Annotated in this window: 25 protein-coding genes; 10 read left to right on the forward strand and 15 right to left on the reverse strand. The window is 68.1% G+C overall.

Annotation, left to right across the window (positions count from 1 at the left end):
* Nucleotides 1-10: 10 nt before the first annotated feature.
* Together J2850_RS00790 and fliI are read right to left on the reverse strand one after the other, a co-directional pair.
* On the reverse strand, nt 11-445 hold the full coding sequence (locus J2850_RS00790; protein ID WP_209977780.1) for a flagellar export protein FliJ: 435 nt from the start codon (nt 443-445) through the stop codon (nt 11-13).
* Nucleotides 442-1,779 carry a flagellar protein export ATPase FliI gene (gene fliI / locus J2850_RS00795; protein WP_209977781.1) on the reverse strand — a complete coding sequence of 446 codons (1,338 nt, stop codon included), beginning with the start codon at nt 1,777-1,779 and terminating at the stop codon, nt 442-444. The genes J2850_RS00790 and fliI overlap by 4 nt, the downstream gene beginning before the upstream one ends.
* A gap of 254 nt (nt 1,780-2,033) precedes the next feature.
* Between fliI and ctrA the strand changes: the two genes are divergently transcribed.
* On the forward strand, nt 2,034-2,768 hold the full coding sequence (gene ctrA / locus J2850_RS00800; RefSeq protein WP_209977783.1) for a response regulator transcription factor CtrA: 735 nt from the start codon (nt 2,034-2,036) through the stop codon (nt 2,766-2,768).
* Nucleotides 2,769-2,873: 105 nt separating this feature from the next.
* On the opposite strand, the gene J2850_RS00805 is transcribed toward ctrA, so the two are convergent.
* A complete protein-coding gene (locus J2850_RS00805; RefSeq protein ID WP_209977785.1) occupies nt 2,874-4,082 on the reverse strand; it encodes a hypothetical protein in 1,209 nt (402 codons plus the stop codon).
* 535 nt (nt 4,083-4,617) lie between these two features.
* Here J2850_RS00805 and J2850_RS00810 point away from each other — a divergent pair.
* From J2850_RS00810 to J2850_RS00820, 3 genes are all read left to right on the forward strand, one after another.
* Nucleotides 4,618-4,827: a cold-shock protein gene (locus J2850_RS00810; protein ID WP_209977787.1), complete on the forward strand. Its 210-nt coding sequence runs from the start codon at nt 4,618-4,620 to the stop codon at nt 4,825-4,827.
* Nucleotides 4,828-4,939: 112 nt separating this feature from the next.
* Nucleotides 4,940-5,158 carry a hypothetical protein gene (locus J2850_RS00815; protein ID WP_209977788.1) on the forward strand — a complete coding sequence of 73 codons (219 nt, stop codon included), beginning with the start codon at nt 4,940-4,942 and terminating at the stop codon, nt 5,156-5,158.
* 34 nt (nt 5,159-5,192) lie between these two features.
* On the forward strand, nt 5,193-5,417 hold the full coding sequence (locus J2850_RS00820; protein WP_209977790.1) for a hypothetical protein: 225 nt from the start codon (nt 5,193-5,195) through the stop codon (nt 5,415-5,417).
* Nucleotides 5,418-5,447: 30 nt separating this feature from the next.
* Here the strand turns inward: J2850_RS00820 and J2850_RS00825 are convergent, their stop codons facing one another.
* The 5 genes from J2850_RS00825 to J2850_RS00845 all read right to left on the reverse strand — a co-directional run bounded on the left by J2850_RS00825 (nt 5,448) and on the right by J2850_RS00845 (nt 11,300).
* Nucleotides 5,448-6,287 (reverse strand): CheR family methyltransferase, encoded by an 840-nt coding sequence (locus J2850_RS00825; protein ID WP_209977792.1) that lies wholly within the window; start codon nt 6,285-6,287, stop codon nt 5,448-5,450.
* A complete protein-coding gene (locus J2850_RS00830) occupies nt 6,284-7,444 on the reverse strand; it encodes a protein-glutamate methylesterase/protein-glutamine glutaminase (protein WP_209977794.1) in 1,161 nt (386 codons plus the stop codon). The genes J2850_RS00825 and J2850_RS00830 overlap by 4 nt, the downstream gene beginning before the upstream one ends.
* A gap of 131 nt (nt 7,445-7,575) precedes the next feature.
* On the reverse strand, nt 7,576-7,941 hold the full coding sequence (locus tag J2850_RS00835; RefSeq protein ID WP_209977796.1) for a response regulator: 366 nt from the start codon (nt 7,939-7,941) through the stop codon (nt 7,576-7,578).
* Between the two features lie 75 nt (nt 7,942-8,016).
* Nucleotides 8,017-8,517: a chemotaxis protein CheW gene (locus J2850_RS00840; RefSeq protein WP_209977798.1), complete on the reverse strand. Its 501-nt coding sequence runs from the start codon at nt 8,515-8,517 to the stop codon at nt 8,017-8,019.
* Nucleotides 8,514-11,300, reverse strand: a complete 2,787-nt coding sequence (locus J2850_RS00845) for a hybrid sensor histidine kinase/response regulator (protein ID WP_209977800.1) — start codon at nt 11,298-11,300, stop codon at nt 8,514-8,516. The genes J2850_RS00840 and J2850_RS00845 overlap by 4 nt, the downstream gene beginning before the upstream one ends.
* Nucleotides 11,301-11,502: 202 nt before the next feature.
* On the opposite strand from J2850_RS00845, the gene J2850_RS00850 reads away from it, so the two are divergent.
* A complete protein-coding gene (locus J2850_RS00850) occupies nt 11,503-11,676 on the forward strand; it encodes a hypothetical protein (RefSeq protein ID WP_209977801.1) in 174 nt (57 codons plus the stop codon).
* A 21-nt stretch (nt 11,677-11,697) separates the two neighbouring features.
* Here J2850_RS00850 and J2850_RS00855 read toward each other — a convergent pair whose 3' ends face one another.
* The gene (locus J2850_RS00855; RefSeq protein ID WP_209977803.1) at nt 11,698-12,378 is read right to left on the reverse strand and encodes a histidine phosphotransferase family protein; all 681 of its coding nucleotides are present in this window, start codon (nt 12,376-12,378) and stop codon (nt 11,698-11,700) included.
* 121 nt (nt 12,379-12,499) lie between these two features.
* On the opposite strand from J2850_RS00855, the gene J2850_RS00860 reads away from it, so the two are divergent.
* The gene (locus tag J2850_RS00860; RefSeq protein WP_209977805.1) at nt 12,500-12,679 is read left to right on the forward strand and encodes a DUF3553 domain-containing protein; all 180 of its coding nucleotides are present in this window, start codon (nt 12,500-12,502) and stop codon (nt 12,677-12,679) included.
* A gap of 97 nt (nt 12,680-12,776) precedes the next feature.
* Nucleotides 12,777-12,899 (forward strand): hypothetical protein, encoded by a 123-nt coding sequence (locus J2850_RS32005; protein WP_281414942.1) that lies wholly within the window; start codon nt 12,777-12,779, stop codon nt 12,897-12,899.
* A 62-nt stretch (nt 12,900-12,961) separates the two neighbouring features.
* On the opposite strand, the gene J2850_RS00865 is transcribed toward J2850_RS32005, so the two are convergent.
* The 6 genes from J2850_RS00865 to J2850_RS00890 all read right to left on the reverse strand — a co-directional run bounded on the left by J2850_RS00865 (nt 12,962) and on the right by J2850_RS00890 (nt 18,288).
* A complete protein-coding gene (locus J2850_RS00865; protein WP_209977807.1) occupies nt 12,962-13,375 on the reverse strand; it encodes a DUF3830 family protein in 414 nt (137 codons plus the stop codon).
* Between the two features lie 92 nt (nt 13,376-13,467).
* On the reverse strand, nt 13,468-14,892 hold the full coding sequence (gene hydA / locus J2850_RS00870) for a dihydropyrimidinase (protein ID WP_209977809.1): 1,425 nt from the start codon (nt 14,890-14,892) through the stop codon (nt 13,468-13,470).
* A gap of 58 nt (nt 14,893-14,950) precedes the next feature.
* Nucleotides 14,951-15,667, reverse strand: a complete 717-nt coding sequence (locus J2850_RS00875; RefSeq protein ID WP_209977811.1) for a GntR family transcriptional regulator — start codon at nt 15,665-15,667, stop codon at nt 14,951-14,953.
* Nucleotides 15,668-15,673: 6 nt separating this feature from the next.
* Nucleotides 15,674-16,369, reverse strand: coding sequence for an amino acid ABC transporter permease (locus tag J2850_RS00880; protein WP_209977813.1), 696 nt, complete (start codon nt 16,367-16,369; stop codon nt 15,674-15,676).
* An 88-nt stretch (nt 16,370-16,457) separates the two neighbouring features.
* Nucleotides 16,458-17,288 (reverse strand): ABC transporter substrate-binding protein, encoded by an 831-nt coding sequence (locus J2850_RS00885; RefSeq protein WP_246512663.1) that lies wholly within the window; start codon nt 17,286-17,288, stop codon nt 16,458-16,460.
* A gap of 58 nt (nt 17,289-17,346) precedes the next feature.
* Nucleotides 17,347-18,288 carry a dihydrodipicolinate synthase family protein gene (locus tag J2850_RS00890; RefSeq protein WP_209977815.1) on the reverse strand — a complete coding sequence of 314 codons (942 nt, stop codon included), beginning with the start codon at nt 18,286-18,288 and terminating at the stop codon, nt 17,347-17,349.
* A gap of 133 nt (nt 18,289-18,421) precedes the next feature.
* Here J2850_RS00890 and J2850_RS00895 point away from each other — a divergent pair, with 133 nt between their 5' ends.
* The 3 genes from J2850_RS00895 to J2850_RS00905 all read left to right on the forward strand — a co-directional run bounded on the left by J2850_RS00895 (nt 18,422) and on the right by J2850_RS00905 (nt 22,995).
* Nucleotides 18,422-21,364 carry an FAD-dependent oxidoreductase gene (locus J2850_RS00895; RefSeq protein WP_209977817.1) on the forward strand — a complete coding sequence of 981 codons (2,943 nt, stop codon included), beginning with the start codon at nt 18,422-18,424 and terminating at the stop codon, nt 21,362-21,364.
* 63 nt (nt 21,365-21,427) lie between these two features.
* Entirely contained in the window at nt 21,428-22,156 is a 729-nt protein-coding gene (locus J2850_RS00900; protein ID WP_209977819.1) for an amino acid ABC transporter ATP-binding protein, read from the forward strand.
* Between the two features lie 164 nt (nt 22,157-22,320).
* A complete protein-coding gene (locus J2850_RS00905; RefSeq protein ID WP_246512664.1) occupies nt 22,321-22,995 on the forward strand; it encodes a GntR family transcriptional regulator in 675 nt (224 codons plus the stop codon).
* The last annotated feature ends 55 nt before the right edge of the window (nt 22,996-23,050 follow it).

The following is a 23,050-nucleotide window of genomic DNA, read 5'->3' on the forward strand; positions in this document are numbered from 1 at the left end:
GTCGCCGCGTTTACCCGCCGGCCGCCTCTTCTTCCGCCTGGCGCCGGCGGAAGCCGACAAGCGCCGTTTCGTCGAGCATGGCGGCGTCCTTGCGCTTCTGCTTGTCGCGTTCGCGCTTCAGCCGCTCCTCCTCCGCCAGTTCGAACCGCTTCAGCTCCTGGAAGGCTTCCGCCATCTCGTCGGTGGCGATGCTGATCTGCGCCTCGACCTGCCCCAGCGACTGGCCAAGCCGCCGGCCGCGCTCCATGGCGGCCTGGGCATAGTTGGAATAGGTGAAGGAAACCGAGAAGTCGTCGCGGACCGTCGCCTGCTCCTGCGCCAGCTCCTGCTTGACCTTCTCGATCTCGTTGCGCAGCCGGTCGGCGAGCGTGTGGAGTTCCGCCAGAACCCGGCGCTTCTCGTCCAGTTGCAGCTTTTGCAAGCGGATGATCGTCTTGAGGCTCATTGCGGCCACTGCACCCCAAAGATTTCAGCGAGCATGGCGTAGCTGCTCTCCAGATCTGTGGATTCCCGCTTGCCTTGCTTGAGGAAGGCCTCCAGTGCCGGCTGGAAGTGGATCGCCTCGTCGACCTGCGGGTCCGATCCTCGGCGATAGGCGCCCAGCCGGATCATTTCGGCCATGTTGTCGTAGGAGGACAGCAGCCGCCGGGCGTGGCCGACCAGCTCGTTCTCGTTGGCGCTGTTGCAGCCCGGCATGGTGCGCGACACGCTGCGCAGGATGTTGATCGCCGGATAGCGCCCGCGCTCGCCGATCTGCCGTTCCAGCACGATGTGGCCGTCCAGGATGCCGCGGACGGCATCGGCGATCGGCTCGTTGTGGTCGTCGCCGTCCACCAGGACGGTGAACAGGCCGGTGATGCTGCCCGACCCGACCAGCCCGGGGCCGGCACGCTCCAGCAGGCGCGGCAGCTCGGCGAAGACGGTCGGCGGGTAGCCCTTGGTGGTCGGCGGCTCGCCGGCCGACAGGCCGATCTCGCGCTGCGCCATGGCGAAACGGGTGACGCTGTCCATCATGCACAGCACGTTGCGGCCCTCGTCGCGGAAATGCTCGGCGACCGCCAGGGTCAGGTAGGCAGCCTGCCGGCGCATCAATGGCGCCTCGTCGGAGGTGGCGCAGACGACGATGCTTCGGGACAATCCTTCCTCGCCGAGATCCTCGGTGATGAATTCCTGCAGCTCGCGCCCGCGCTCGCCGATCAGGCCGATCACCGCTATCTCGGCGGCGGAAAAACGGGCCAGCATCGACATCACCGACGACTTGCCGACGCCGGAGCCCGCGAAGATGCCCATGCGCTGGCCCAGGCAGCAGGTCAGGAAGGCGTTGATGGCACGGATGCCGAGGTCGAGCTTCTGGCCGACGCGGGCGCGGGCATGGGCGTTGGGCGGGCTGTTGCGGATCGGCGTTCCCCGCGGCCCCTTGGGAAGCGGCCCCTTGCCGTCGACCGGCTGGCCCAGCGCGTTGACCACGCGGCCGAGCCACGCGTCGGTCGGGTAGATCGCCGGCTGGTCCCCGGCGACCAGCGCGCGGCATCCCAGTCCGACCCCGTCCAGCGCCCCGAACGGCATGGCGAGCGCCCTGCCCTGGCGGAACCCCACCACTTCGCAAGGCACGGTCCGGCGGTCGCGCGTCTCCACCACGCAACGGCCGCCGACGGACAGCTCCTTTTCGATCCCGCCGACCTCGACCATCAACCCGGACACCGCCGTCACACGGCCGAAGCGGCTGGAGTCGGGAATGGAGTCGATGTCACGGATCAACTGGTCGAAATCGAGCGGCATGAGCCCTTCATCGACGTTCCCAAGACGGGAGACGTTCCTATTAAGTGGTAATGCAGTGGACGGAGGCGCCGTTAACCACCATGATCGCATCTTCTGATGGAAGGATTAACGTTGTGTAAGCGCTTGGCACTGGCGTTAAGCTGAATCGTCTGTTAACTTGTGTAAACGAGATGGGAGTAACCGGTCATGAAGGACCGGACCCCCTTTCGAAGGTCCGGTAGCGAAAGCGCGCCATCAAACGTCGGGATATCGCCATGAGGGTTCTGCTGGTTGAAGACGACTCCTCCGTCGCCAAAAGCATCGAGCTGATGCTGAACACGGAAGGCTTCATCGTCGATTCTACTGACCTGGGTGAAGACGGGCTGGAGATCGGCAAGCTCTACGACTACGATATCATTATTCTGGATTTGATGTTGCCGGACATCGACGGGTACGAAGTGCTGCGCCGCCTGCGCGCCGCCCGCGTGACAACCCCGATCCTGATCCTCTCGGGTCTGACCGAGATGGACAACAAGATCAAGGGGCTCGGCTTCGGCGCCGACGACTACCTGACCAAGCCCTTCGACAAGCGCGAACTCATCGCCCGCATCCAGGCCATCGTACGCCGGTCCAAAGGCCATTCCGACAGCGTCATCCGCACCGGCCGCCTCACCGTTAACCTTGACACCCGCACCGTCGAGGTCGACCAGTCGCCCCTTCACCTGACCGGCAAGGAATACGGCATCCTGGAGCTGTTGAGCCTTCGCAAGGGCACGACGCTGACCAAGGAGATGTTCCTGAACCATCTCTATGGCGGCATGGACGAGCCGGAACTGAAGATCATCGACGTCTTCGTCTGCAAGCTGCGCAAGAAGCTGGCCGCCGCCACCCAGGGCGAGAACTACATCGAGACGGTCTGGGGCCGCGGCTATGTGCTGCGTGACCCGCAGGAGGAAATGGTGGCCGCCGCTCCGCCGCCGCCGCGGCTTCAGCAGGCCACCACCGGCTGACGCGCCATTCCTGAGGATGGCGCGCCGCGTTGCATGACGGCGGCGCGCGGTCCGGGCGGGAATTCACATCCTCAGGATTTTACCGGGCAGGATGTGCCCGCGAGATCAGGGGGTGGACTTGCGGAGTCCCAGCCATCCGCCATCCGCATCGAACGCCACGTCGTAGCCGCGCAGCAGGTGCCGGCCGGTGTTGACGAAGGCGGGGGTGGCGCCGGACGTGACCAGGACCACGCTCGGGGCCGTCTGGTCGGCGTTGTCGCCCACCGTGAAGCCATACTGCGCCACCGGGGCGACCGCGTCGGGGAACGAGACCGTCACCCGGGCGCCGGGCACCAAGCCGGTCGCCGTCTGCCCCGGCAGGCTGGGGTTCGGCACCGGCTTGGTCGGAAGCTGCGACGGGTCGGACACCGTCAGGTACATCTGCTCGATGCCCGTGTCGATCAGCAACGGACCGGATTGGGCAGCCTGACCATTGACCGAAACCGCCATGCCGGCCTGTGCCCAATCACGCGGATCGTTCGATGCGGCCTTGCCGCTGGCGTCCAGGCTGCGACCCTGGAGCTTGGTCCAGGCGAAGCCTTGGCTGTTGGCCTGGGTCAACCCCACATGCACGCCGTCGCGGGTGATGACATAGCCGGATCGGACGCTGCTGGCCTGGACCGGCCTGCTGTCCACGGCGACCAAATTCAACAGGGGATTCTTGTCGGGATTGCCCTGCGACTGGCCATCATGCTCCCGCCCGAATCCCACGCCGAGATAGGCGATGCCCTTGGGCATCTGGGCGACGCCGGTGGGCATCTCGGGTGTGGGTCTGGGATCGGTGCAGGTCGGCTCATCGAGCGTTTCGTTCCAGCCGGGGCAATGATACTCGGTTTCGACGGCCAGAACCGGCACATTGGCGGTGGCGAGCTGGTTTCCCGCGGGGTCGAGGAAGACCATCTCGTGCGGGCTCCAGCGGCCGATCCACAGCCGGCTGCTGCTGGACAGGAATTCCCAGCCCTGTTTGTATTGGGCGGCGACCTCCCGGGAATAACCGGGCAGGTCGGCCGCCGAGATCACCACTCCGGTCGAGCCCGTATCCATGGTCATGGTGAACCGGCCGGGGGAGCCGCCGCCGGGCATCCGAACCAGGAAAGACAGCCTGGCCGGACCGGTGAAGGGCTTCGGCTCGGTGCCGGAGTCGGCATAGGGCACGAAGCGTGCCGCGGCATATCCCTGTAGATCGGGCGCCGATTGGGCCGACGCCGGGGTGGTCATGGCGACCGAGACGGCGGCGGCCATCATGGCGCAGGCGGTCGTGGATAGCATACCCATCGGAATACGGCTCCTGTTCGGCGAGAGGAGGATATGGATGGCCGGCGATTTCCCAGTCGGCTGCGGCTTCCCGACCCGGGCCGGAACACGAGGGAAAGGGTCGTGACGCGGACTGTCCGCCCTCTTACAGGTAGCATAAGGTCCGCCAAGGCAAAGCCACCATTTGCCGCAAGTGTTGACGACTCCCGCCATGGGAGTGACCCTGCGTCAAGGTGTCTGCACGGAGGTCCCGCGGACATCCCGGCATAGCCCGAGGTTGCATGCCCGATGAGCTGCCGCGAGCAGCAGCCCGGATCCCGCGCTTCGGCCTCCTTGCGCGCCCATGCAGACGAGAGGTCTCGCCGCGCTTGACGGCCGCCCTATTACTCCCCACTTATGTCCAGTCATTCTGCTTCGGACTGCGGGGCGTTCGTCGCCCCTTCGCTTCCCCCCTTATTCGCGCAACCGCGCCCATTCCCGGGGTTAGCCGATCCCACGTCCAGTCTGATGCGCTGCACCGGTGGTGTAGCGCCCTTTCGTGTTTTGGGAGACCGCCATGTCTGTCGGTACCGTCAAATGGTTCAATTCCACCAAGGGCTACGGCTTCATTCAGCCGGACAACGGCGGCCCCGACGTGTTCGTTCACATCTCCGCGGTGGAGCGCGCCGGTCTGCGCAGCCTCGTCGACGGCCAGAAGATTTCCTATGACGAGCAGCGCGATCCCAAGCGTGGCAAGACTTCGGCGGAAAACCTGAAGGCGGTCTGATCCGTCTGGTCGTCCAACCGCAGCGCAAAGGGGCATCGGGAAACCGATGCCCTTTTTCCGTGTTGCCCGGACGGTTTGAGGCAAGAGACACCCGTTCCAGAGGAGAGCCGGCATGGCGTTCAAACCCAACTACAACCAGCAGCGGGCCGAGCGCAATCGGGCCAAGGAACAGAAGAAGCAGGAAAAGCTTCAGCGCCGTGAAGAGCTGTCGGCCGCCCGCCGTACCACCGACCAGGAGGGGGGCGAACTCCAGGACGAGCAGTCCCAGGACGAGCAGTCCATGGAACCGCAACCCGATACCGACCCCGCAAGCGGAAACGGCAAGAGCTGACGTTTCCGCTGACGATTGAGCAGGAGGACAGGCCATGGCCCGTCAAAAGAAGCAACCCGTCGACAACGGCTACGCGCTGTTCGACGTGATCTACCAGGATGGCGCGCGGACCTCGAACCGCAAGGTGCCGACCGCCGACATCGACCAGTTCGACCGCGACAACTCGATCCGCAGCTTCATCGAGGAGCAGGACCGCAAGATTGCCGAAATGTCCGGCAACCCGCGCGGACCGATCAAGTCGATCACCCCGTCGACCTGATCGGGTGTCAAGCCGGCGGCGGGTGTCCCCTTACGCCACCTTGGCGCCGGCGGCGGAAAAGCCGCCCAGGCTGTAGAGACCGCGTTGGCCCTCCACCGGCTTGAACCGTTCGGTGATGCCCAGCACGGTCTCGGCACCGCCCAGATAGAGCACGCCATCCTGCGGCATCTGGCGGGAGATCGATTCCAGCACCTTGGCCTTGGTCGGCTGGTCGAAATAGATGAGCACGTTGCGGCAGAAGACGATGTCGAACTGCCCCAGGGCCGACAGGTCGCCCAGCAGGTTCCACTCACGGAACGACACCATCTGGCGGAGCTGCGGGTTGATCTGCCACTTGTCGCCGTTCTGCTTGAAGTGCTTCACCAGCATGGTGATTGGCAGGCCGCGCTGCACTTCGAACTGGGTGTAGACGCCCGACTTCGCCCTCTCCACCATTTCCGCCGAGATGTCGGTGCCGACGATCTCGATCCGCCAGCCGGCCAGCCTGGCCGCCTCGTCGTTCAGGATCATCGACAGCGAATAGGCTTCCTGCCCCGAGGAGCAGGCGGCCGACCAGATGCGCAAGGACCGCTTGGTGGCCCGCGCCTCCATCAGGCGTGGCAGGACGAGTTGGCGGAACTGGTCGAACGGCTTCTGGTCCCGGAAGAAGGACGACTCGTTGGTCGTCATCGCCTCCGTGATGTCGCGCAGGAGCGCCTCGTCCTTGCGGGTGCGGACGGTGGTGGCGAGCTCCTCCAGCCCTTTCATGTTCCACTTGCGCGCCACCGGCATCAGCCGGGATTCGAGCAGGTAGGCCTTGTCCCGGGTCAGGACCAGGCCGGAACGCTGCTTGAGCAGCGTGGAGAACATGTCGAAATCTTCGACTCTCATGCTGCCCTCGTCGCGAGCTTGCGGATGTGGGGACCGATTTCCTTGAGCGGCAGAATGGCGTTGCAGATGCCGGCCTGCGCCACCGCGCCCGGCATGCCCCAGACGACGCTGGACGCTTCGTCCTGCGCGATCAGCGTGCCGCCGCTGTTGACCACGTCGGTGCAGCCCTTCAACCCGTCCTGCCCCATGCCGGTCAGGATGCAGGCCAGGATCTTGCGGCCGCCATAAGCCTTGAGGATCGACCGCATCATCGGGTCGACCGCCGGCCGGCAGAAGTTCTCCGGCGGATCCTTGCTCAGCGCGATGACGTTCGTGCCGGCGCGCTGCGCCACCAGCATGTGGAAGTCGCCGGGAGCGATGTAGCAGCGGTTCTGCACGATCGGCTCGCCGTCCTTGGCCTCGCGCGCGTCGATCCCGCACTGGCGGGTGATGTGCTCGGCCAGGATGGTCGTGAAGGTCGCCGGCATATGCTGGGTGATCAGGATCGGCTGGCTGACGCCGGCCTTCATGTGCGACAGCACCTCGAACAGCGCCTGCGGACCGCCGGTGGAACTGCCGATGGCGATGACGTCCGGCCTCACCGCGATCGCCCCGGCCGCCGGCCGCGTGACGATCGGCCCGACCTCGCGCTTGAAGCTCAAGGGAGCGGCCGGGACCAGCGGCCGGATCTCGCCGCGGGTGCGCGACCCGGCGCGCCTTGCGGCGGCGCCCAGCGCCTTGACCTTCGCCACCAGTTCGCGCTTGAAATCCTCCGCCCCGCCGATCTCGCGGGTGGAGGTCGGCTTGGGGATGTAATCGGCGGCGCCGGCGGACAGGCAGCGGATGGAGACGTCGGCCCCGCGCAGCGTCAGCGTCGAGGCCATGATGATCTTCACCTGCGGCGCCACCGCCAGCAGCTTGGGGATGGCCGTCAACCCGTCCATCACCGGCATCTCGATGTCGAGGACGATGACGTCGATGGAGTTTCGCTGCAGGGAGTTGACCGCCATCTGGCCGTCGCCAACCGAGGTGACGACACGGATGTCGGCGTCCCCTTCCAGCGCACGGGTCAGAAGGCCGCGGATGACGGCGGAGTCGTCCACCACCATGACCCGTACGGGATCCGGGTTGGCCGGTCGCGCGGTGGTGAGGGGGCCTCTGCCAAAACTGTCCGACATAACGGCAAGTCGCCTTTCAACTCGACAAGTTCAACGCGGTCGGGTGGCATCGCCGGCAGGGTGCCGGAGCGATGGTCCGGCCGCCGCGCCCGATCATCCGGTGACCGCATGCCGCGCCCGGCGGCCGAGCATCACAGCAGCCCGACCTGCGCGAACTTGGTCTGGATGATGTCGCTGTCGAAGGGTTTCATGATGTACTCGTTGGCCCCGGCCGACAGCGCCTCCTGGATGTGGGCGAGATCGTTCTCGGTGGTGCAGAACACGACCTTGGGCGTCTCGCCGCCGCTCATCTTGCGCAGCCGGCGCAGGAACTCGATACCGGTCATCACCGGCATGTTCCAGTCCAGCAGGATGGCGTCGGGCATCTGCGCCGCGCAGGCTTCCATCGCCTGCTTGCCGTCCTCGGCCTCGGAGCAGGCGAAGTTCAGCTCTTCCAGGATCTTGCGCGCGACCTTGCGGACCACGCGGCTGTCGTCGACCACCAGGCAGGATTTCATTGCGGCAGGGCCTCGGTCATCAGTTCGTCGGCGGGACCGGCCGGGGATCGCGGCGCCCGCAGGCGCCGCGGACCGTCAGGCCGTCTCGATGGTCGTGAAGTTGAGCAGACGCGGCACGTCCAGCACAACCATCAACTGGCCGTTCAGCCTGTAAATTCCGGTGGATACCTCACGCCAGCGCGGGTCCAGGGTCGCCGGATTGCGCTCGAAGTCCTCCTTGGTGAGGCTCAGGACCTCGCCCACCGAGTCGACCATCAGGCTGTACAGCTCGCCGCGCAGGTCGACGACGATCGACATGCCCGGCTTGTCCTTCGGCCTGCCGGGAAGCCCGAGCCGCAGGCGGACGTCGATGGCGGTGACGATGCGCCCGCGCAGGTTCAGCGATCCGGCCACTTCCGGCGGGGCGAGCGGGATGCGGGTGATCCGCTGATGCCCGAGCACGTCCTGCACCTGGAGAACCGGGATGCCGAACATCTGGTCGGCGATCGTCATGGTCACGTAGTCCAGGTTGGCCGAGACGACGATGTCGTCGCCCTTCGACTTGCGGACGGTGGACGGCAGGTTGGCGTTGCTCATGCGGCACCTTTCTGGTCGGTCAGCGTCTGCTGCAGGGCGAAGAGCAGCGCGTCACGGTCGAACTTGGCAACATAGTCGTTGAAACCGGCGATCCTGCCGCGGTCGAGGTCACGGGCGCTGGCGTGGCTGGAGAGCGCCACCATCGGGATGCGCTGCCAGCGGCTGCCGTGGCGCACCGCCTCGGCGAAGTCGAAGCCGCTCATGCCCGGCATCTCGATGTCCGACACGATGACGTCGAAGTCCTCGCCCGCCTCGCAGAGCGCCAGCGCGTCACCGGCATTCTCCACCGCCGTCACGTCGTAGCCGGCGACCGACAGCAGCGGCGTCAGCAGGTTGCGGAAGAACGGGCTGTCGTCGACCAGCAGCACGCGCTGCAGCTTCTCCTCCTCGAAGCCTTCCTGGGCGGAGGAGCCGAACCAGTCCTTGTAGGCCTGGGTCAGGAAGAAGCCGGCGTCGATCACCTCCGTCGCCTTGCCGGCGATGATGGCGGACCCCATCAGGCCGGGACGCTCCGCGGCGAGCTGGACGTTCAGCTTCTCCTCCACGATGTCGACGATCTCGTCGACGATCAGGCCCATCGACCGGTCGCCGTCGGCGAAGACCAGCACCGGCTGGCGGCCTTCGTTGGCCAGCGAGAAGTGCGGGTCGATCGGCACCAGCGGCATCAGCTTGCCGCGGTACTGGACGACCGGCAGGCCGTTCGACAGCTCCACCGTCGCGAGGTCGACATCCTCCAGGCGGGCGACCAGCGACAGCGGCACCGCCTTGGGCGCGCCCTCGCCGGCACGGAACAGCAGGAGCGCCATCTTGTCCTCCTGGCGCTGGGTCTGGACCGCGGTGGTCTCCTTGCCGGCCGCCTCGCCCATCGCCATCTCGCCGGTGGCCGACGCGATGCCATTGGGGTCGAGGATCATGATGACCGAGCCGTCGCCGAGGATGGTGTTGCCCGAGAACATCTCGATGTGGCGCAGGATCGGCGCCACCGGCTTCACCACGATTTCCTCGGTGTCGAACACGCGGTCGACCATGATGCCGAAGGTGTAGGTGCCGACCTGGGTGACGACGATGAAGGTCTCGTCCTCCGGCTTCTTGGCACCCTCGTTGTCGTCCAGCCGCAGCAGCTCCTGCAGCGACACCAGCGGCAGCAGGCGGTTGCGCAGGCGCAGGACCGGCGTGCCCTTCAGGCGCTCGATGGTGTGCTCGCTGTCGGCGGCGGCGCGCACCAGTTCCACCACGCTGATCTGCGGGATGGCGAAGCGCTCGCCGGCACACTCGACGATCAGGGCGGAGACGATGGCCAGCGTCAGCGGGATCTTGATGACGAAGGTCGAGCCCTTGCCCTGGGCCGACTTGATCTCGATCGTGCCGCCGATCTTCTCGATGTTGGTCTTCACCACGTCCATGCCGACGCCGCGGCCCGACACGTTGGTGACCTTGGCGGCGGTCGAGAAGCCGGGCTTCATGATGAACTGGATGATCTGCTGGTCGGTCATCGAGGCCAGCTCGATCTCCGACGCCATCCCGTTCTGGATCGCCTTCTGCTTGATCCGGTCGATGGCAAGTCCCTTGCCGTCGTCCTGGATCTCGATGATGATGTGGCCGCCCTCGTGATAGGCGTTCAGCGTGATGCGGCCGGTTTCCGTCTTGCCGGCCTTCAGGCGCTCCGCCGGGATCTCCAGGCCATGGTCGGCGCTGTTGCGCACCATGTGGGTCAGCGGGTCCTTGATCAGCTCCAGCACCTGGCGGTCCAGCTCGGTGTCGGCGCCGAGCATCTGGAGGTCGATCTTCTTGTTCAGTTCATGCGCCAGGTCGCGCACCAGGCGCGGCAGCTTGGCCCAGGCGTTGCCGATCGGCTGCATGCGCGTCTTCATGACGCCTTCCTGCAGTTCCGACGTGACATGGTTCAGGCGCTGCAGCGGCGCTGCGAACTCGCTCTCCTTCTGCGACCGCAGGATCTGGAGAAGCTGGTTGCGGGTCAGCACCAGCTCCGACACCATGGTCATCAGGTTTTCGAGCAGGTCGACGTTGACGCGGATGGTCTGCGCGGCGACCGCCGACTCCTTGGTCGCGGCCTCGGCCCCGGCGTCGGTGCCGCCTGCGCCGCCGGCGGCGGCGACCGGCGCCACCGGGGCGGGCATCTTGGCGGCCGCAGGCTCGGCGTCCGACAGGACGAGATCATGCGACGGCGCCGGCTCTTCGGGCGGCTCAGGCGCGCGGGTGGCCACGGCCGTTCCGGCGGGTGCCGCCGGGGTGGCGGGCACGTCGTTCGGTCCGGGGGTGGAGTTCCAGATCGCCTCCAGCTCCTCCAGCGACATCGGCCGGTTCTCGGCGGCGGGCGCCGCGGGTGCGGGCGGCGGTGGCGGCGGCGGGGCCGCAGCCGCCACCGTTGCCGGGGCGTTGCCCAGCTTGCCTTCGGCGCACAGGTTCAGCCGCTCGATCAGCGGCAGGTCGTCGCCGGGAGGCTCGGCTTCCGTCGCCTCGAGGACGGCCAGAAGGCTCTTGATGGTGTCCAGCGCCTGCAGGATCAGCGACACCGCTTCCGGGTTGATCGTCAGTTCGCCGTCGCGGAACTTGCCCAGCACGTTCTCGGATGCGTGCGCCACCTTTTCCAGGCGGGGCAGGCCGAGGAAGCCGCAAGTGCCCTTGATCGTATGAACGAGCCGGAAGATGTTCGACAGCAGTTCCGGATTGTTGGGATTCTGCTCCAACCGCACCAGCTCGACATCGAGCACCGAGAGGTTTTCGTTGGTCTCCGTCAGAAATTCGGAAAGCAGATCATCCATGTCGCATTCCCCAGGCCCAATGTTAATGGTCCGCGCCGGCCTGCTGCTCGATCGGACGGCGTTGAAATCGGCCGTCCGCGTTCCAGTCCAGGTAAGCCGGGAGCCTGTCAAACACTGATTAAGAGAACCTTACCTCTTCCGATAGGGGGGATGCGCAATGCCGGCCCGCGAACCGGGAAGCAACGTTGTCACAGGAGGACAGATGACCGACACAGAACTCGCCCATTCCGTGCGCGAGGCCGTCGAGCGCCTCAATCTCGCGCTGGCGGAAGCCGCAAGGCACAATCTGGCCGTGACCCTGCGCACCACGTCCCACCAGACCACCGGAGGGGTCGAGCAGGTCGTGGTGGAGCCGCAAATCTTCAAGCAGTTGTGAGGCGCCGCTCCGGTCCGGCCATCACCACTGTGCGGTGAAGACCAGCCTTTCGCTGCTTTCCGTCGCGACCGATATGCGGAAGCCGTCGCTCTCCGCCAGCCGACCGGCGAGATAGGCGTGGATGGTGCGCGGCGTCAGGGCGTCCGCGGTGGCGGTGCCGGCCAGCGCCGCGGCGGCCTCCGGGTTCAGGGTGCCGGGGCGGCCGGCGGCGGTCACGATCACGCGGCCGCTCTCCTCCCCGCCCTCCGCGGCGACGGAGACGAGTCCCCCATGGGTCAGTGCCTCGTCGGCCAGCAGGATCAGGTTCAGCAGCAGCTTCACCACGCCGCGGCGCTGGGCGGTCATGTCGTGCGGCACGCCGGCCGGCCAATCCAGCCGTGTCCGCCCGCCCTCCACCCAGCCGCTCGCGGCCGCGCGGGCATCGCCGAACCCCTTCTGGTCGCGGCCTGCCAGGCCGTAGGCGAGACGGAACACCCGCAGCCGCCGGTCGGCCTGGCCGGAGGAATGATCGATCAGCTTCACCGCCTCGCCGAGGAAGCCGCTGATGGCGCTCCCCGCGCCGTCCTCGTCGTCCTGCATCTCCTCGATCAGCTCCAGCCCGTTGCGGATGGCGCCGACCGGGCTGACCAGGTCGTGGCAGAGCTTGGACGCCAGCAGCTCCAGCACACGGATGTCGACGGCGATGGGCGGGGTATCGGTCACGAGACGATCTCCGGAAAGAGGAACGGCGACGGCGGGCTGCCGGTGACTCTATACTTTCCGGGCGCCGCCGCACAGGCGGTCGCATTTCCTATGAACAACAGCGTGACGGGTGGGACGGAACATGGACGATTCGCTGGTGCCTGGCGCCTGGGTACGCCACCCCGGCCAGCCTGACTGGGGCCTCGGACAGGTGCAGTCGGCCGTCCGCAACCGCATCACCGTGAATTTCGAGCATGCGGGAAAGGTGCTGATCGACTCCGACGTGATCAGCCTGACGATCGTCGATCCGGACCAGATATGACGGTGCGCGGTTTCGGGGCACAGCCCGGTTGCGTCGTCCCTGCCGCTTTGGTCTTATGCCGCAGGATGGGACGGGATGGACAGCCGGGAGTGAAAAGATGAAGGCCATGATGCTCGGGTTCGCCGCCGCGGTGCTGATCGCGCTGGGAGCGGCGGCGGCGCTGAACGCCGTCGACCACTCCACCGCACAACGCTTCTCCGCGTCGACCGTCCGCCTCTAGGATGTGATCGTTTCGAGCGGCATCGCTTGAAACGATCACCCGGGCCTGCCGCCGCGGCGATCCTATCCGACCGAGAAGCGGATCGGCTGCGCGCCTTCCCACAGGGTCAGCCGGCCGAGTTCGGGCAGCGCCTCCAGACCTTCGGTGATGGTGATGAAGTGGTTGCCGGCGAGCTGCCCGACCTTGCTGGAGAAATCGACACCGCCATAGGCCAGCAGGATCTCGGTCTCGCTGATGCCGCCGGGATAGAGGATGATGTGCCCCGGCGCCGGATGGCTGGTGGCATTCTCGTAGTCGAGGCCGAAATCCGTCTTGTCGAGCGGGATCCAGACGCCCTCGCCGCTCCAGCGGACGTGGATGATCTTCGAGCTGTAGGGCAGCAGGGCGCGGAACGCCGCGCAGGTCCTCGGTGCCGCCGACGTCTCGAACCGGGCGCCGAAGGTGAAGGGGCCGGCGGTGATGGTCAGTCTGTCCATGATGTGATCCTGTGTCTCGGCTCGGGTCCTTGCCCGGCCGGCGCCGTGGAGCAGGCGCCTGGATGTGGGTGTCCGGACGGGATGGCTGGATATCAGGCGATGGCGGGCCTGGGCTTGGCCAGTTCCGGGGGATCGCAGCGCAGGAAGCTGCCCCGGCCGGCCGCGGCGACGCAGGTGCCGCGGTCGATCACCAGATCGCCGCGCGACAGCACGGTTTCCGGCCAGCCGGTCACCTCCAGCCCTTCGTAGGGGGTGTAGTCGACATTGTGGTGCAGCATGCCGTTGGTGATGGTCACCCGCCGGTCGGGATCGTAGATCACGATGTCGGCATCGGCGCCGATGGCGAGGCTGCCCTTGCGCGGGTGGAGCCCGTACATCTTGGCCGGATTGGTCGAGGTCAGCTCCACGAAGCGCTGCAGCCCGATGCGGCCCTTCTTCACGCCTTCCGAGAACAGGATGGGCAGCCGGGTCTCGATGCCGGGCACGCCGTTGGGCACCCAGTTGAAGGGAGTGTCCGGGCCGTGCAGCATCTTGCCCCGCGGATCCTGGTAGCGGAACGGAGCGTGGTCGGACGACACGATGTGGAAGATCCCGCCCGCGAGCGCGTCCCACACCGCCGCTTGGTTGGCCTCGTCGCGCGGCGGCGGGCTGCAGATGCACTTGGCGCCCTCGAAGCCGTGCGCGTGCAGGTCGTGCTCGGTCAGCACCATGTATTGCGGGCAGGTCTCGCCGTAGATGCGCATGCCGCGCCCCTGGGCCCAATGGATCTGCTCGATCGCCTCGCGGCCGGAGACGTGGACGATCAGGATCGGCACGTCCGCCAGCTCCGCCATCGCGATGGCGCGGTGGGTCGCCTCGCGCTCCACCAGCATCGGCCTGGACTCGGCATGGTAGCGCGGCTGGGTGTGGCCGGCGGCGAGCAGCCGGTCGGTCAGCCAGCCGATGAAGTCGGCGTTCTCGGCATGGATCATCGCCATGGCCCCCTCGCGCCGGCCGACGTCGAGAAGCTCCAGCACCTGCCGGTCGTTCAGCTTCATGTCGTCGTAGGTCATGTAGATCTTGAACGACGTGTAGCCGTCGCGGATCAGCGCCGGGAGGTCCTGGCCGGTGAGCTGCGGGGTCGGGTCGCTGATGATCAGGTGGAAGGCATAGTCGATCAGCGCCTTGCCGTCGGCCCGCCGGTGATAGTCGGCGACCGCGTCGCGCAAGGGCTGGCCTCGGAACTGGGCTGCGAAGGGGATGACGGTGGTGGTGCCGCCGAAGGCGGCGGCGCGCGTGCCGCTCTCGAAGTCGTCGGCGCAGAGCGATCCGTCCCCGCTGGGCTGGTCGAGATGGCAGTGGGCGTCGACGCCGCCCGGCAGGACCAGCCGGCCGGTGGCGTCGATCTCGCGCTCGCCCGACCCCAGGCCGGCACCGATGGCGGCGATGCGCCCGCCGGTGATGCCGAGGTCGGCGGCGAAGACATCCGATGCGGTGGCGAGCGTGCCGTTGCGGATCACGGTGTCGAACTGGGGCATGAAGGTCTCCCTTGGTCCAGAGAGGCGTCGCCGGACGGATCCGTCGACGGGGGAAGGGTCAGAGGAAGTAGCCGGCCGGGTTGGCGTCGGCGACGATGGCGCGGCGGACGTCGTCCTGGAGGGCGCGCAGGTGGGCCAGCATCGCGGCGCGCGCCGCGGCGGGGTCGCGCCGCTCCGCCGCATCGAGGATCGCCAGATGCTCGCCGTCGACCTCCTGCTTGCGGTGATGGCGGCCGGAGATGCGGAACAGCCGGGCGACCACGCGCATGCGGGTGACGGTCTCCTCCAGCGCCTCGTTGCCGGCGGCACGGGCGAAGGCGCTGTGGAAGCGGTTGTCGTATTGCCAGTGCTGCAGCTCGTCGCCGGCACCGTCGTCCAGGGCCCGCAGGCCCTCGCGCAGTTCGGCCAACTGGGCGTCGGCGATCCTGGGCACCGCCGCCTCGATGGCGTGGCACTCCAGCAGCTCACGCATCTGCATGCAGTCGAAGAACTCGCGGGCGGTGACGATGCGGACGCGGTAGGCGCGGTCGCCGGTGCGTTCCAGCAACCGCTCGCCGACCAGGCGCACCAGCGCCTCGCGCACCGGGGTGCGCGAAAGCTGCAGCCGCTCGGCCAGGCGGCCCTCCGGGATCTCGGCGCCGCCGGGGATCTCGCGGCTGAGGATCAGCTCGCGCAGGTGCTCGTAGGTGCGGTCGGCCAGGTTGGGCGCCTTGGCAGCGGACGGCTGGGCAGCGGGTGGCGGGGAAGCGGGCGGCGGGGGCCGCGTCGGGCGCATCGCCGGCTACTTGCCGTCGGCCAGCGCAAGCGGGCGATAGGCCCGGCCGAAGTGCCGCTCGATCCGTCGCTGCACGATGTCCCACAGCGAGGTCATCAGCAGGTAGTAGATCGCGGCGACGGTGAACAGCTCCAGCACCATGAAGCGCTCCTGGATCAGCAGTTGGGTGCTGCGCAGCAGTTCCTCCATCGAGATGACCGAGGTCACCGAGGTCGTCTTCAGCAGGCCGTTCACGCTGTTGCCGAGCGCCGGGATGATGATGCGGGTGGCCTGGGGCAGCACGATGTAGACCATCACCTGCGCCGGGTTCAGGCCGAGCGCCCGCCCGGCATTGCCCTGCCCCTGCGAGACGCCGAGGATGCCGCCGCGGATGATCTCAGCCAGATAGGCCGCCTCGTTCAGGATCAGCCCGATGAGAGCCGATTGGGTGACGGTCAGCTTGATGCCGACCTGCGGCAGGCCGGTGTAGATGATGATGAGCTGGACCAGCAGCGGCGTGCCGCGGAACACCCAGATGTATCCCTTGGCGAGCATTGCCACCCAGCGGTAGGGCGACAGCCGCAGCAGGGCCAGCAGGCAGCCGACGACGAGGCCGCCGGCGATGCCGGCCAGCGTCAGCCACAGGGTGGTCAAGGCTCCCTGGAGCAGGTAGCCGTTGAAGAGATACTCGAAGAAGCCTTGCCAGTTCCAGCCGCCGCTCATCCCGTCACCTTTCCGTTTCTTTCCGGTGTTGCAGCGCGGGCGGCGGCGCCGGGACGCGCCCGGGACCGCCGCCCGCGTCGCGCTCCCGTCACTGCTGGGTGGGGCCGTTCACCTTGAAGGCGCCCTCGTTCGCCAGCAGGCCGTACTCTTCCATCAGCTTGCGGTAGGAGCCGTCCTTCTGCATGTCGTTCAGCACGCCGACGACGGCGTCGGCCAGGACCTTGCTCTTCATCGCCAGCGCCACCGGGGTGGGGAACAGGCCGTGCAGCGCGCGGTCGAAATCGCCGCGCTTGGCATATTCGGCACCGGTCGGGTCGATCGACACCGACGCCTCGGTCTGCCCGGCGCGCAGCGCCTGGAAGGCGGTGGCGAAGTTGTCGAAGGTCTTGATGTCGATCGCCTTCAGGCCCTTGGCGACCAGCGATTTGTCGAGTTCGCGCAGTTTGCGCTCCTCGAAGCCGCCGAGTTCCACGCCCACGGTGCGGCCGGCCAGATCCTCCGGCTTGGTGATGTTGAGCGGGTTGCCCTTGGTGACCGCGACGCTGATCGCCTGGGACTCATAGTTGATCATCGGCATCATCTTGGCGCGCTCCTCGCTCCAGAAGATGCCGGTGTTGATCATGTCCCAACGGCCGCCCTGCAGGCCGGGGATCATCGCCGAGAACTCGATGCGGACATATTCCGGCTTCAGGCACAGCCGCTTGGCGATCTCCTCGCCGAGCGTGATGCGCATGCCCTTCAGCGCACCGCTGCTGTCGACGAACTGCATCGGCGGCAGCGTCGGGTTGGTCGACATCACCAGGGTGCCGGGCTTGACCAGCTCGGCGTCGCCCACCAGGGGCTTGCAGGTGTCGGCAAGCGCCGGCAGGGCGGTCAGCGTGAGGCCGGCGGCGATCAGCAGCGTGCGGATGGTCATCATGGTCCCTCTCTGGTTCGGGGCGATCCGGCGCCCGGGCGTCGATGGTCAGGCGTAGGCGTTAGGCGTCGGCGGCCAGCGAGCCAATCAGGCCGAGGGCCGTCATGTCGGCGCGCAGCCCCTCCAGGTCGGCGGCGGGCAGCGGCAGGCGCGGCGCGCGCGGGGCGCCGACCGGCAGGCCCATCAGCCCCAGCCCGGACTTGGACGCCGCGACGTAGCGGTGGCCGCCGACCCAGCGGACGATCGGCAGGATCCTGCGGTAGAGGGCCAGCGCCTGCTCGCGGTCGCCGTGATCGGCCACCAGTTCGAAGAGACGGGCGGAGTCGCGCGGGATCAGGTTGGAGCAGACGGCCACCCAGCCCTGGGCGCCGAGCCAGAAGGACTCGTAGCCGAGGATGCCGGCGAACACCGTCATGCGGTCGCCGCACAACTCGATGATGTCGCGGACCCGCGTCACCTCGAGCGTCGATTCCTTGATGTAGAGGACGTTGTCGATCTCGCTGAGGCGGGAGACGATCGGCGGCGTCAGGTCGACGTTCGCGGTCGCCGGGTTGTTGTAGATCATCACCGGCAGGGAGATCGCCTCGCCGATGCGGCGGTAATGCTCGAACAGCTCGTCCGGCGTCGGGGAGCTGTAATAGGGCGGGATGACCATCACCCCGTCGGCGCCCATGCGTTCGGCCTGACGGGCCAGATCCACGGCGTCGCGGGTCCATTCCGCGCCGGTGCCGATCAGCACCGGCACGCGGCCGGCCGCCTCCTGCACGCAGATCTCGATCACCTGCTCCCGCTCCTCCGGAGTCATCGACAGGAACTCGCCGGTGCTGCCGAGCGGGATGAGGCCGTGGATTCCCTGCTCGATCTGCCAGTTCACCAGCCGCCGGAGCGCCGGGACGTCCACGGCGGCACCGTCGGCGGTGAAGGGGGTGATGAGCACGGTGAAGGTGCCGCGGAACGCCGCCCGCGCCGTGGGGCGGGAGGCCGGGGAGGAGGGGGAGGTCATGGGATGCCGAAGCTCCTGCCTATTTTTTGATCTTGCCTAAATACTACTCGTATACTATCTGTATACAGAGATCCAGTGCATTTTGCCGCACCGCTGCACATCGTTGGAACCGCCTCCGGAAAGCCGCCTTCCCATGCGTCTCGACCATCCCCGCGTCCGCCGCGTCGGCCCCGCCATCGACATCGACTATGACGGCCGGCGGATCACCGCCCATGCCGGCGAGACCATCGCCGCCGCCCTGGCGGCCCATGGCGTCGCCGCCTACCGCCACACCCGCGACGGCGGGCGGCGCGGGCTGTATTGCGGGATGGGCGCCTGTTTCGAATGCCTGGTGACGGTGGACGGGCGGGCGAACCAGCGCGCCTGCCTGACCAAGGTTGCGGACGGCCAGCGCATCCGTTCGCAGGTGCCGGCCGGCACCGCCGAGGATCCCTTGATGCCGCTGGTGCCGCTGCCCGACGCGACCGGTCCGGAGGAACGCACGGTCGACCTGCTGGTGATCGGCGCCGGGCCGGCGGGCCTCGCGGCGGCGGAGGCGGCGGCGAGGCGCGGCGCGGACGTCGTGGTGCTGGACGAACGCCCGCAGAGCGGCGGACAGTATTTCAAGCCGCTCGCCCCGTCGCACAGCGCCGACCGGCCGACCGACCGCCAGTTCCGCGACGGCGCCACGCTGGTGGAGGCCGCGCGGCGGGCCGGCGTCGTCCTCCTGCAGGAGGTGACGGTGTGGGGCGCCCATGCCCCGGACGAGGTGGTTGCGGTGGTCGGCGGGCGCGAGGTGGTGTTCCGGCCGAAGCGGCTGGTCCTCGCCGCCGGGGCCTACGAGCGGCCGGCCCCCTTCGACGGCTGGACCCTGCCCGGCGTGATGACCACCGGGGCGGCGCAGACGCTGGCACGCGCCTATCGCGTCACGCCCGGCCGCCGGGTGGTCGTCGCCGGCAACGGGCCGCTGAACCTGCAGCTCGCCAACGAATTGGTGGCGTCCGGCGTCGAGGTGGCCGCCGTCCTGGAAAGCGCCCCCCGCCCCTCCCCGCGGCGCTGGCGGCGGATGCTGGAGGCCATGCGCCTGGCGCCCGACCTCGTCGGCGCGGGGGCCGGCTACCTGCTGCGGCTGCGCCGTGCCGGCGTGCCGGTGCTGTGGGGGCATGTGGTGGTCGCCGCCCGGGGCGATGGCCGGCTGGAGAGGTTGAGCCACGCGCCGCTGGGCGCCGACGGCGTTCCCGACATGGCCCGCGCCGTCACTGTCGAGGCCGACGCTCTCTGCCTCGGCTACGGCTTCATCCCCTCGACCGAGATCGCCCGCGCGCTGGGTTGCGCCCACCGGGTCGTCGACCGCCATCTCGGCTATCTCGCCACCGAGATCGCGGTCGACGGCGCCACCAGCGTGCCCGGCGTCTTCGCCGTGGGCGACGGCGTCGATCTCGGCGGATCACGCGTCGCGCTGGCGCGCGGCCGGCTGTCCGGCATCGCCGCCGCCACGCAACTCGGCCTCGCGGACACCGATCCCGGCGAAACGGACCGCGCCCGCGCAGATCTGGCGCGGGCGGAAGCCTTCCAGTCGGCACTCTGGGCGATCTACGACGCGCCGCCGGCGCGCCTGGATCTGGTGCCCGACGAGACGCTGCTCTGCCGGTGCGAGGAGATCACCTTCGGCCGCATCCGGGCGGAGATCGCCGCCGGCCATGACAGCCTAGGCGCGCTCAAGCGCAACACCCGGCTCGGCATGGGCCGCTGCCAGGGCCGCTACTGCTCGGCCACCGCCAGCCGCCTCCTGGCGGAGACCACCGGTCGCCGGCCGGCTCCCGAGCAGATGCTGGCTCCCCGCCTGCCGGCCAAGCCGGCGCCGGCCGGGGCCTTCGCCTTCGAGAAGCCGGAGTGGGGCGGGCATCAGCGCGCCATCACCCCCAACCTCGCGCGTCCCCTGGAGGTGGAGCCCCTGCCCGACCAGCAGGCCGACATCCTGGTGATCGGCGGCGGCGTGGTGGGGTCCTGCCTCGCCTACTACCTGTCGCAGGCCGGGCAGGACGTGATGGTGGTGGAGCGCGACGACACCAACCTCCAGGCCTCGGGCGCCAACGCCGGCAGCCTGCACGTCCAGCTTCTGTCCTTCGATTTCGGCGCCAAGGCGGAGGCCGGCGGAGGTCCCGCCGCCGACACGCTGGTGCTCGGCCCCCGCTCGGTCGCGCTGTGGCGCGAACTGGAACGCGCCTGTGGGGCCGACTTCGAGATGGGCGTCACCGGCGGCCTGATGGTCGCCGACAGCGAGGCCGGCATGGCCTTCCTGCGTGCCAAGGCGGCGCTGGAGCGCAGCCGCGGCATCGAAAACGAGATCATCGGCGCCTCCGAGCTGCGCCGCCTCGCTCCCGCCCTGTCCGAGCGGCTGGTCGGCGCCGAGTACGCGCCGCAGGAAGGCAAGATCAACCCGCTGCGCGCCACCTACGCGGTGCTGGAGAAGGCGAGGCGCCAGGGTGCCCGCTTCCTGCGCGGGGTCAACGTCACCGGCATCGGGCGCCAGGGTGCGGGCTGGACGGTGCAGACATCGCGCTGCCGCATCCGTGCCGGGCGCATCGTCAATGCCAGCGGCCCCTGGTCGCGCGAGACCGGACGGCTGGTCGGCATCGACGTGCCGGTGCACAGCGCGCCGCTGCAGATGATCGTGACCGAACCGGCACCGCCCCTGGTCGGGCAACTGGTGGCCCATGCCGACCGCCATCTCAGCCTGAAGCAGGCGAAGACCGGCGGGCTGATCATCGGCGGCGCCTGGACGGCCGCCTTCGACCCTGCGCGGCGCTTCAACAGCGTCACCCGGTCCAGCATCGAGGGCAACCTGTGGGTCGCCAACCACGTGCTGCCCCAGATGGCCGGCCTGCATGTGGTGCGCGCCTGGGCCGCCATGAACATCAACATCGACGGCGCCCCGATCCTGGGTCCGGTGCCGGGGCTTCCCGGCTTCTTCAACACGGTCACCTCCAACGGCTACACGCTGGCCCCGGTGGTGGCGCGCATGACCGCCGACCTGATGCTGGACGGGCAGTGCGACATCGACCCGACGCCGTTCCTGATCGACCGCTTCGGCTGACCACCGCCGCTTTCCCCTATCCCCGCCCCCTTACCGCCGCCCACCATTGCCGGGAGAGCCCGAATGATCGCCATCGAAAATCTCAGCAAGAACTACGGGACCTTCCAGGTCCTGAAGGATTGCTCCACCACCGTCGAGAAGGGCGAGGTCGTCGTCGTCTGCGGCCCCTCCGGCTCGGGCAAGTCGACGCTGATCAAGTGCGTGAACGGGCTTGAGCCCTTCCAGTCCGGCCGCATCCTCATCGAGGGCACCGAGGTCGGGCACCCGCGCACCGACATGACCAAGCTGCGCGCCCGCGTCGGCATGGTGTTCCAGAACTTCGAGCTGTTCCCCCACCTGACCATCATGCAGAACCTGACCCTGTCGCAGCGCAAGGTGCTGGGCCGCGACCGCGCCGAGGCGGAAGCCAAGGGCGAGGCGCTGCTGGCCCGCGTCGGCCTGTCTGCCCATGCCCTGAAGTTCCCCGGGCAGCTTTCCGGCGGCCAGCAGCAGCGCGTCGCCATCGCACGGGCGCTGGCGATGGATCCGATCGCCATGCTGTTCGACGAACCAACCTCCGCCCTCGACCCGGAGATGATCAACGAGGTGCTCGACGTGATGGTCGGTCTGGCACGGGAAGGCATGACGATGATCTGCGTGACCCACGAGATGGGCTTCGCGCGCAACGTCGCCAGCCGCGTCCTGTTCATGGATCATGGGAGCATCATCGAGGACTGCCCCAAGGACGATTTCTTCGACACGCCGCGTTCCGACCGTGCCCAGCAGTTCCTTGCGAAGATCCTGGCGCATTGAGCGATCCCGCCGACCATAGCCGTGGCAACTTTCGGTGGATGGACCCATCACACCCTTTGCAGGGCGGGGTTTCCTCTGCTCTTTTACCGCAGCCCCCGGTGGGGGCGCCGCCGGGCAGGCGGCCCCTACCCGGGCAGAACCGCATTCGGCAGGACGGCATGACCATGGACAGCGCGAGACAGGGGAAGGAGGCCGCGAAGGCGACCGGCGGCGTCAACCTGGCGGACATGGCCTACCGCACCCTCCTGGAGATGATCCTCGACCGGCGGCTGCGCAGCGGCGAGCTCATCGTCGAGGACCGCCTGGCGACCGCGCTCAGCATCTCCCGCACGCCGCTGCGCGAGGCGCTGGTGCGGCTGGCCAGCGAGGGGCTGATCCGCAAGGAGTTCAACCGGCCATACCGGGTGCGCGAGGTTTCCAGCCGGGAGTATTTCCAGAGCATGCGGCTGCGCGAGATCCTGGAGGGGGAGGCGATCGCGACCGCGGCCGCCCGCATCGACCCGGTCCGGCTGCAGGCCATGAAGGCGGAGATGCTGCGGTTGCGCGACGAACCGCAGGTCCGCTTCGAAGACCACTGGGCGGCCGACGAGGTGCTGCACACGATGATCGCCGAGGCTTCCGGCAACGAGGTGATGGCCCAGATCATCCGCGATCTGCGGGTCACCACCCGCCTGTTCGAGCTGTCCGGGCTGCCGTCGCGAATCCGCCCCGACTGCCTGGAGCATCTGGAAGTGATCGACGCCCTGGCGGACGGCGATCCCGCCAAGGCCCGCGCGGCGATGGAGAGCCACATCCGCAGCCTGGCCAAGGACGTGCTGAACGACATCGCGCGGGCTTGAGGTCCGATCGGTTCAGCCGGGTCCGCTTGAACCGTGAAACATGCGGAACGTCAAA

Origin of the sequence: Azospirillum picis (assembly GCF_017876115.1) — a bacterium.
Taxonomy (GTDB): domain Bacteria; phylum Pseudomonadota; class Alphaproteobacteria; order Azospirillales; family Azospirillaceae; genus Azospirillum; species Azospirillum picis.

Bases quoted from the DNA above. Each gene is read 5' to 3' on its own strand.
- J2850_RS00805 (WP_209977785.1), bottom strand. From the start codon at position 4,082: ATGGGTATGCTATCCACGACCGCCTGCGCCATGATGGCCGCCGCCGTC.
- J2850_RS00835 (WP_209977796.1), bottom strand. From the start codon at position 7,941: ATGAAATCCTGCCTGGTGGTCGACGACAGCCGCGTGGTCCGCAAGGTC.
- ctrA (WP_209977783.1), top strand. From the start codon at position 2,034: ATGAGGGTTCTGCTGGTTGAAGACGACTCCTCCGTCGCCAAAAGCATC.
- J2850_RS00900 (WP_209977819.1), top strand. From the start codon at position 21,428: ATGATCGCCATCGAAAATCTCAGCAAGAACTACGGGACCTTCCAGGTC.
- J2850_RS00830 (WP_209977794.1), bottom strand. From the start codon at position 7,444: ATGTCGGACAGTTTTGGCAGAGGCCCCCTCACCACCGCGCGACCGGCC.
- J2850_RS00860 (WP_209977805.1), top strand. From the start codon at position 12,500: ATGGACGATTCGCTGGTGCCTGGCGCCTGGGTACGCCACCCCGGCCAG.
- J2850_RS00815 (WP_209977788.1), top strand. From the start codon at position 4,940: ATGGCGTTCAAACCCAACTACAACCAGCAGCGGGCCGAGCGCAATCGG.
- J2850_RS00875 (WP_209977811.1), bottom strand. From the start codon at position 15,667: ATGCGCCCGACGCGGCCCCCGCCGCCCGCTTCCCCGCCACCCGCTGCC.
- J2850_RS00895 (WP_209977817.1), top strand. From the start codon at position 18,422: ATGCGTCTCGACCATCCCCGCGTCCGCCGCGTCGGCCCCGCCATCGAC.
- J2850_RS00885 (WP_246512663.1), bottom strand. From the start codon at position 17,288: ATGATGACCATCCGCACGCTGCTGATCGCCGCCGGCCTCACGCTGACC.
- J2850_RS00790 (WP_209977780.1), bottom strand. From the start codon at position 445: ATGAGCCTCAAGACGATCATCCGCTTGCAAAAGCTGCAACTGGACGAG.
- J2850_RS00890 (WP_209977815.1), bottom strand. From the start codon at position 18,288: ATGACCTCCCCCTCCTCCCCGGCCTCCCGCCCCACGGCGCGGGCGGCG.
- J2850_RS00820 (WP_209977790.1), top strand. From the start codon at position 5,193: ATGGCCCGTCAAAAGAAGCAACCCGTCGACAACGGCTACGCGCTGTTC.
- hydA (WP_209977809.1), bottom strand. From the start codon at position 14,892: ATGCCCCAGTTCGACACCGTGATCCGCAACGGCACGCTCGCCACCGCA.
- fliI (WP_209977781.1), bottom strand. From the start codon at position 1,779: ATGCCGCTCGATTTCGACCAGTTGATCCGTGACATCGACTCCATTCCC.
- J2850_RS00825 (WP_209977792.1), bottom strand. From the start codon at position 6,287: ATGAGAGTCGAAGATTTCGACATGTTCTCCACGCTGCTCAAGCAGCGT.
- J2850_RS00840 (WP_209977798.1), bottom strand. From the start codon at position 8,517: ATGAGCAACGCCAACCTGCCGTCCACCGTCCGCAAGTCGAAGGGCGAC.
- J2850_RS00880 (WP_209977813.1), bottom strand. From the start codon at position 16,369: ATGAGCGGCGGCTGGAACTGGCAAGGCTTCTTCGAGTATCTCTTCAAC.
- J2850_RS00865 (WP_209977807.1), bottom strand. From the start codon at position 13,375: ATGGACAGACTGACCATCACCGCCGGCCCCTTCACCTTCGGCGCCCGG.
- J2850_RS00905 (WP_246512664.1), top strand. From the start codon at position 22,321: ATGGACAGCGCGAGACAGGGGAAGGAGGCCGCGAAGGCGACCGGCGGC.
- J2850_RS00810 (WP_209977787.1), top strand. From the start codon at position 4,618: ATGTCTGTCGGTACCGTCAAATGGTTCAATTCCACCAAGGGCTACGGC.
- J2850_RS00845 (WP_209977800.1), bottom strand. From the start codon at position 11,300: ATGGATGATCTGCTTTCCGAATTTCTGACGGAGACCAACGAAAACCTC.
- J2850_RS32005 (WP_281414942.1), top strand. From the start codon at position 12,777: ATGAAGGCCATGATGCTCGGGTTCGCCGCCGCGGTGCTGATCGCGCTG.
- J2850_RS00850 (WP_209977801.1), top strand. From the start codon at position 11,503: ATGACCGACACAGAACTCGCCCATTCCGTGCGCGAGGCCGTCGAGCGC.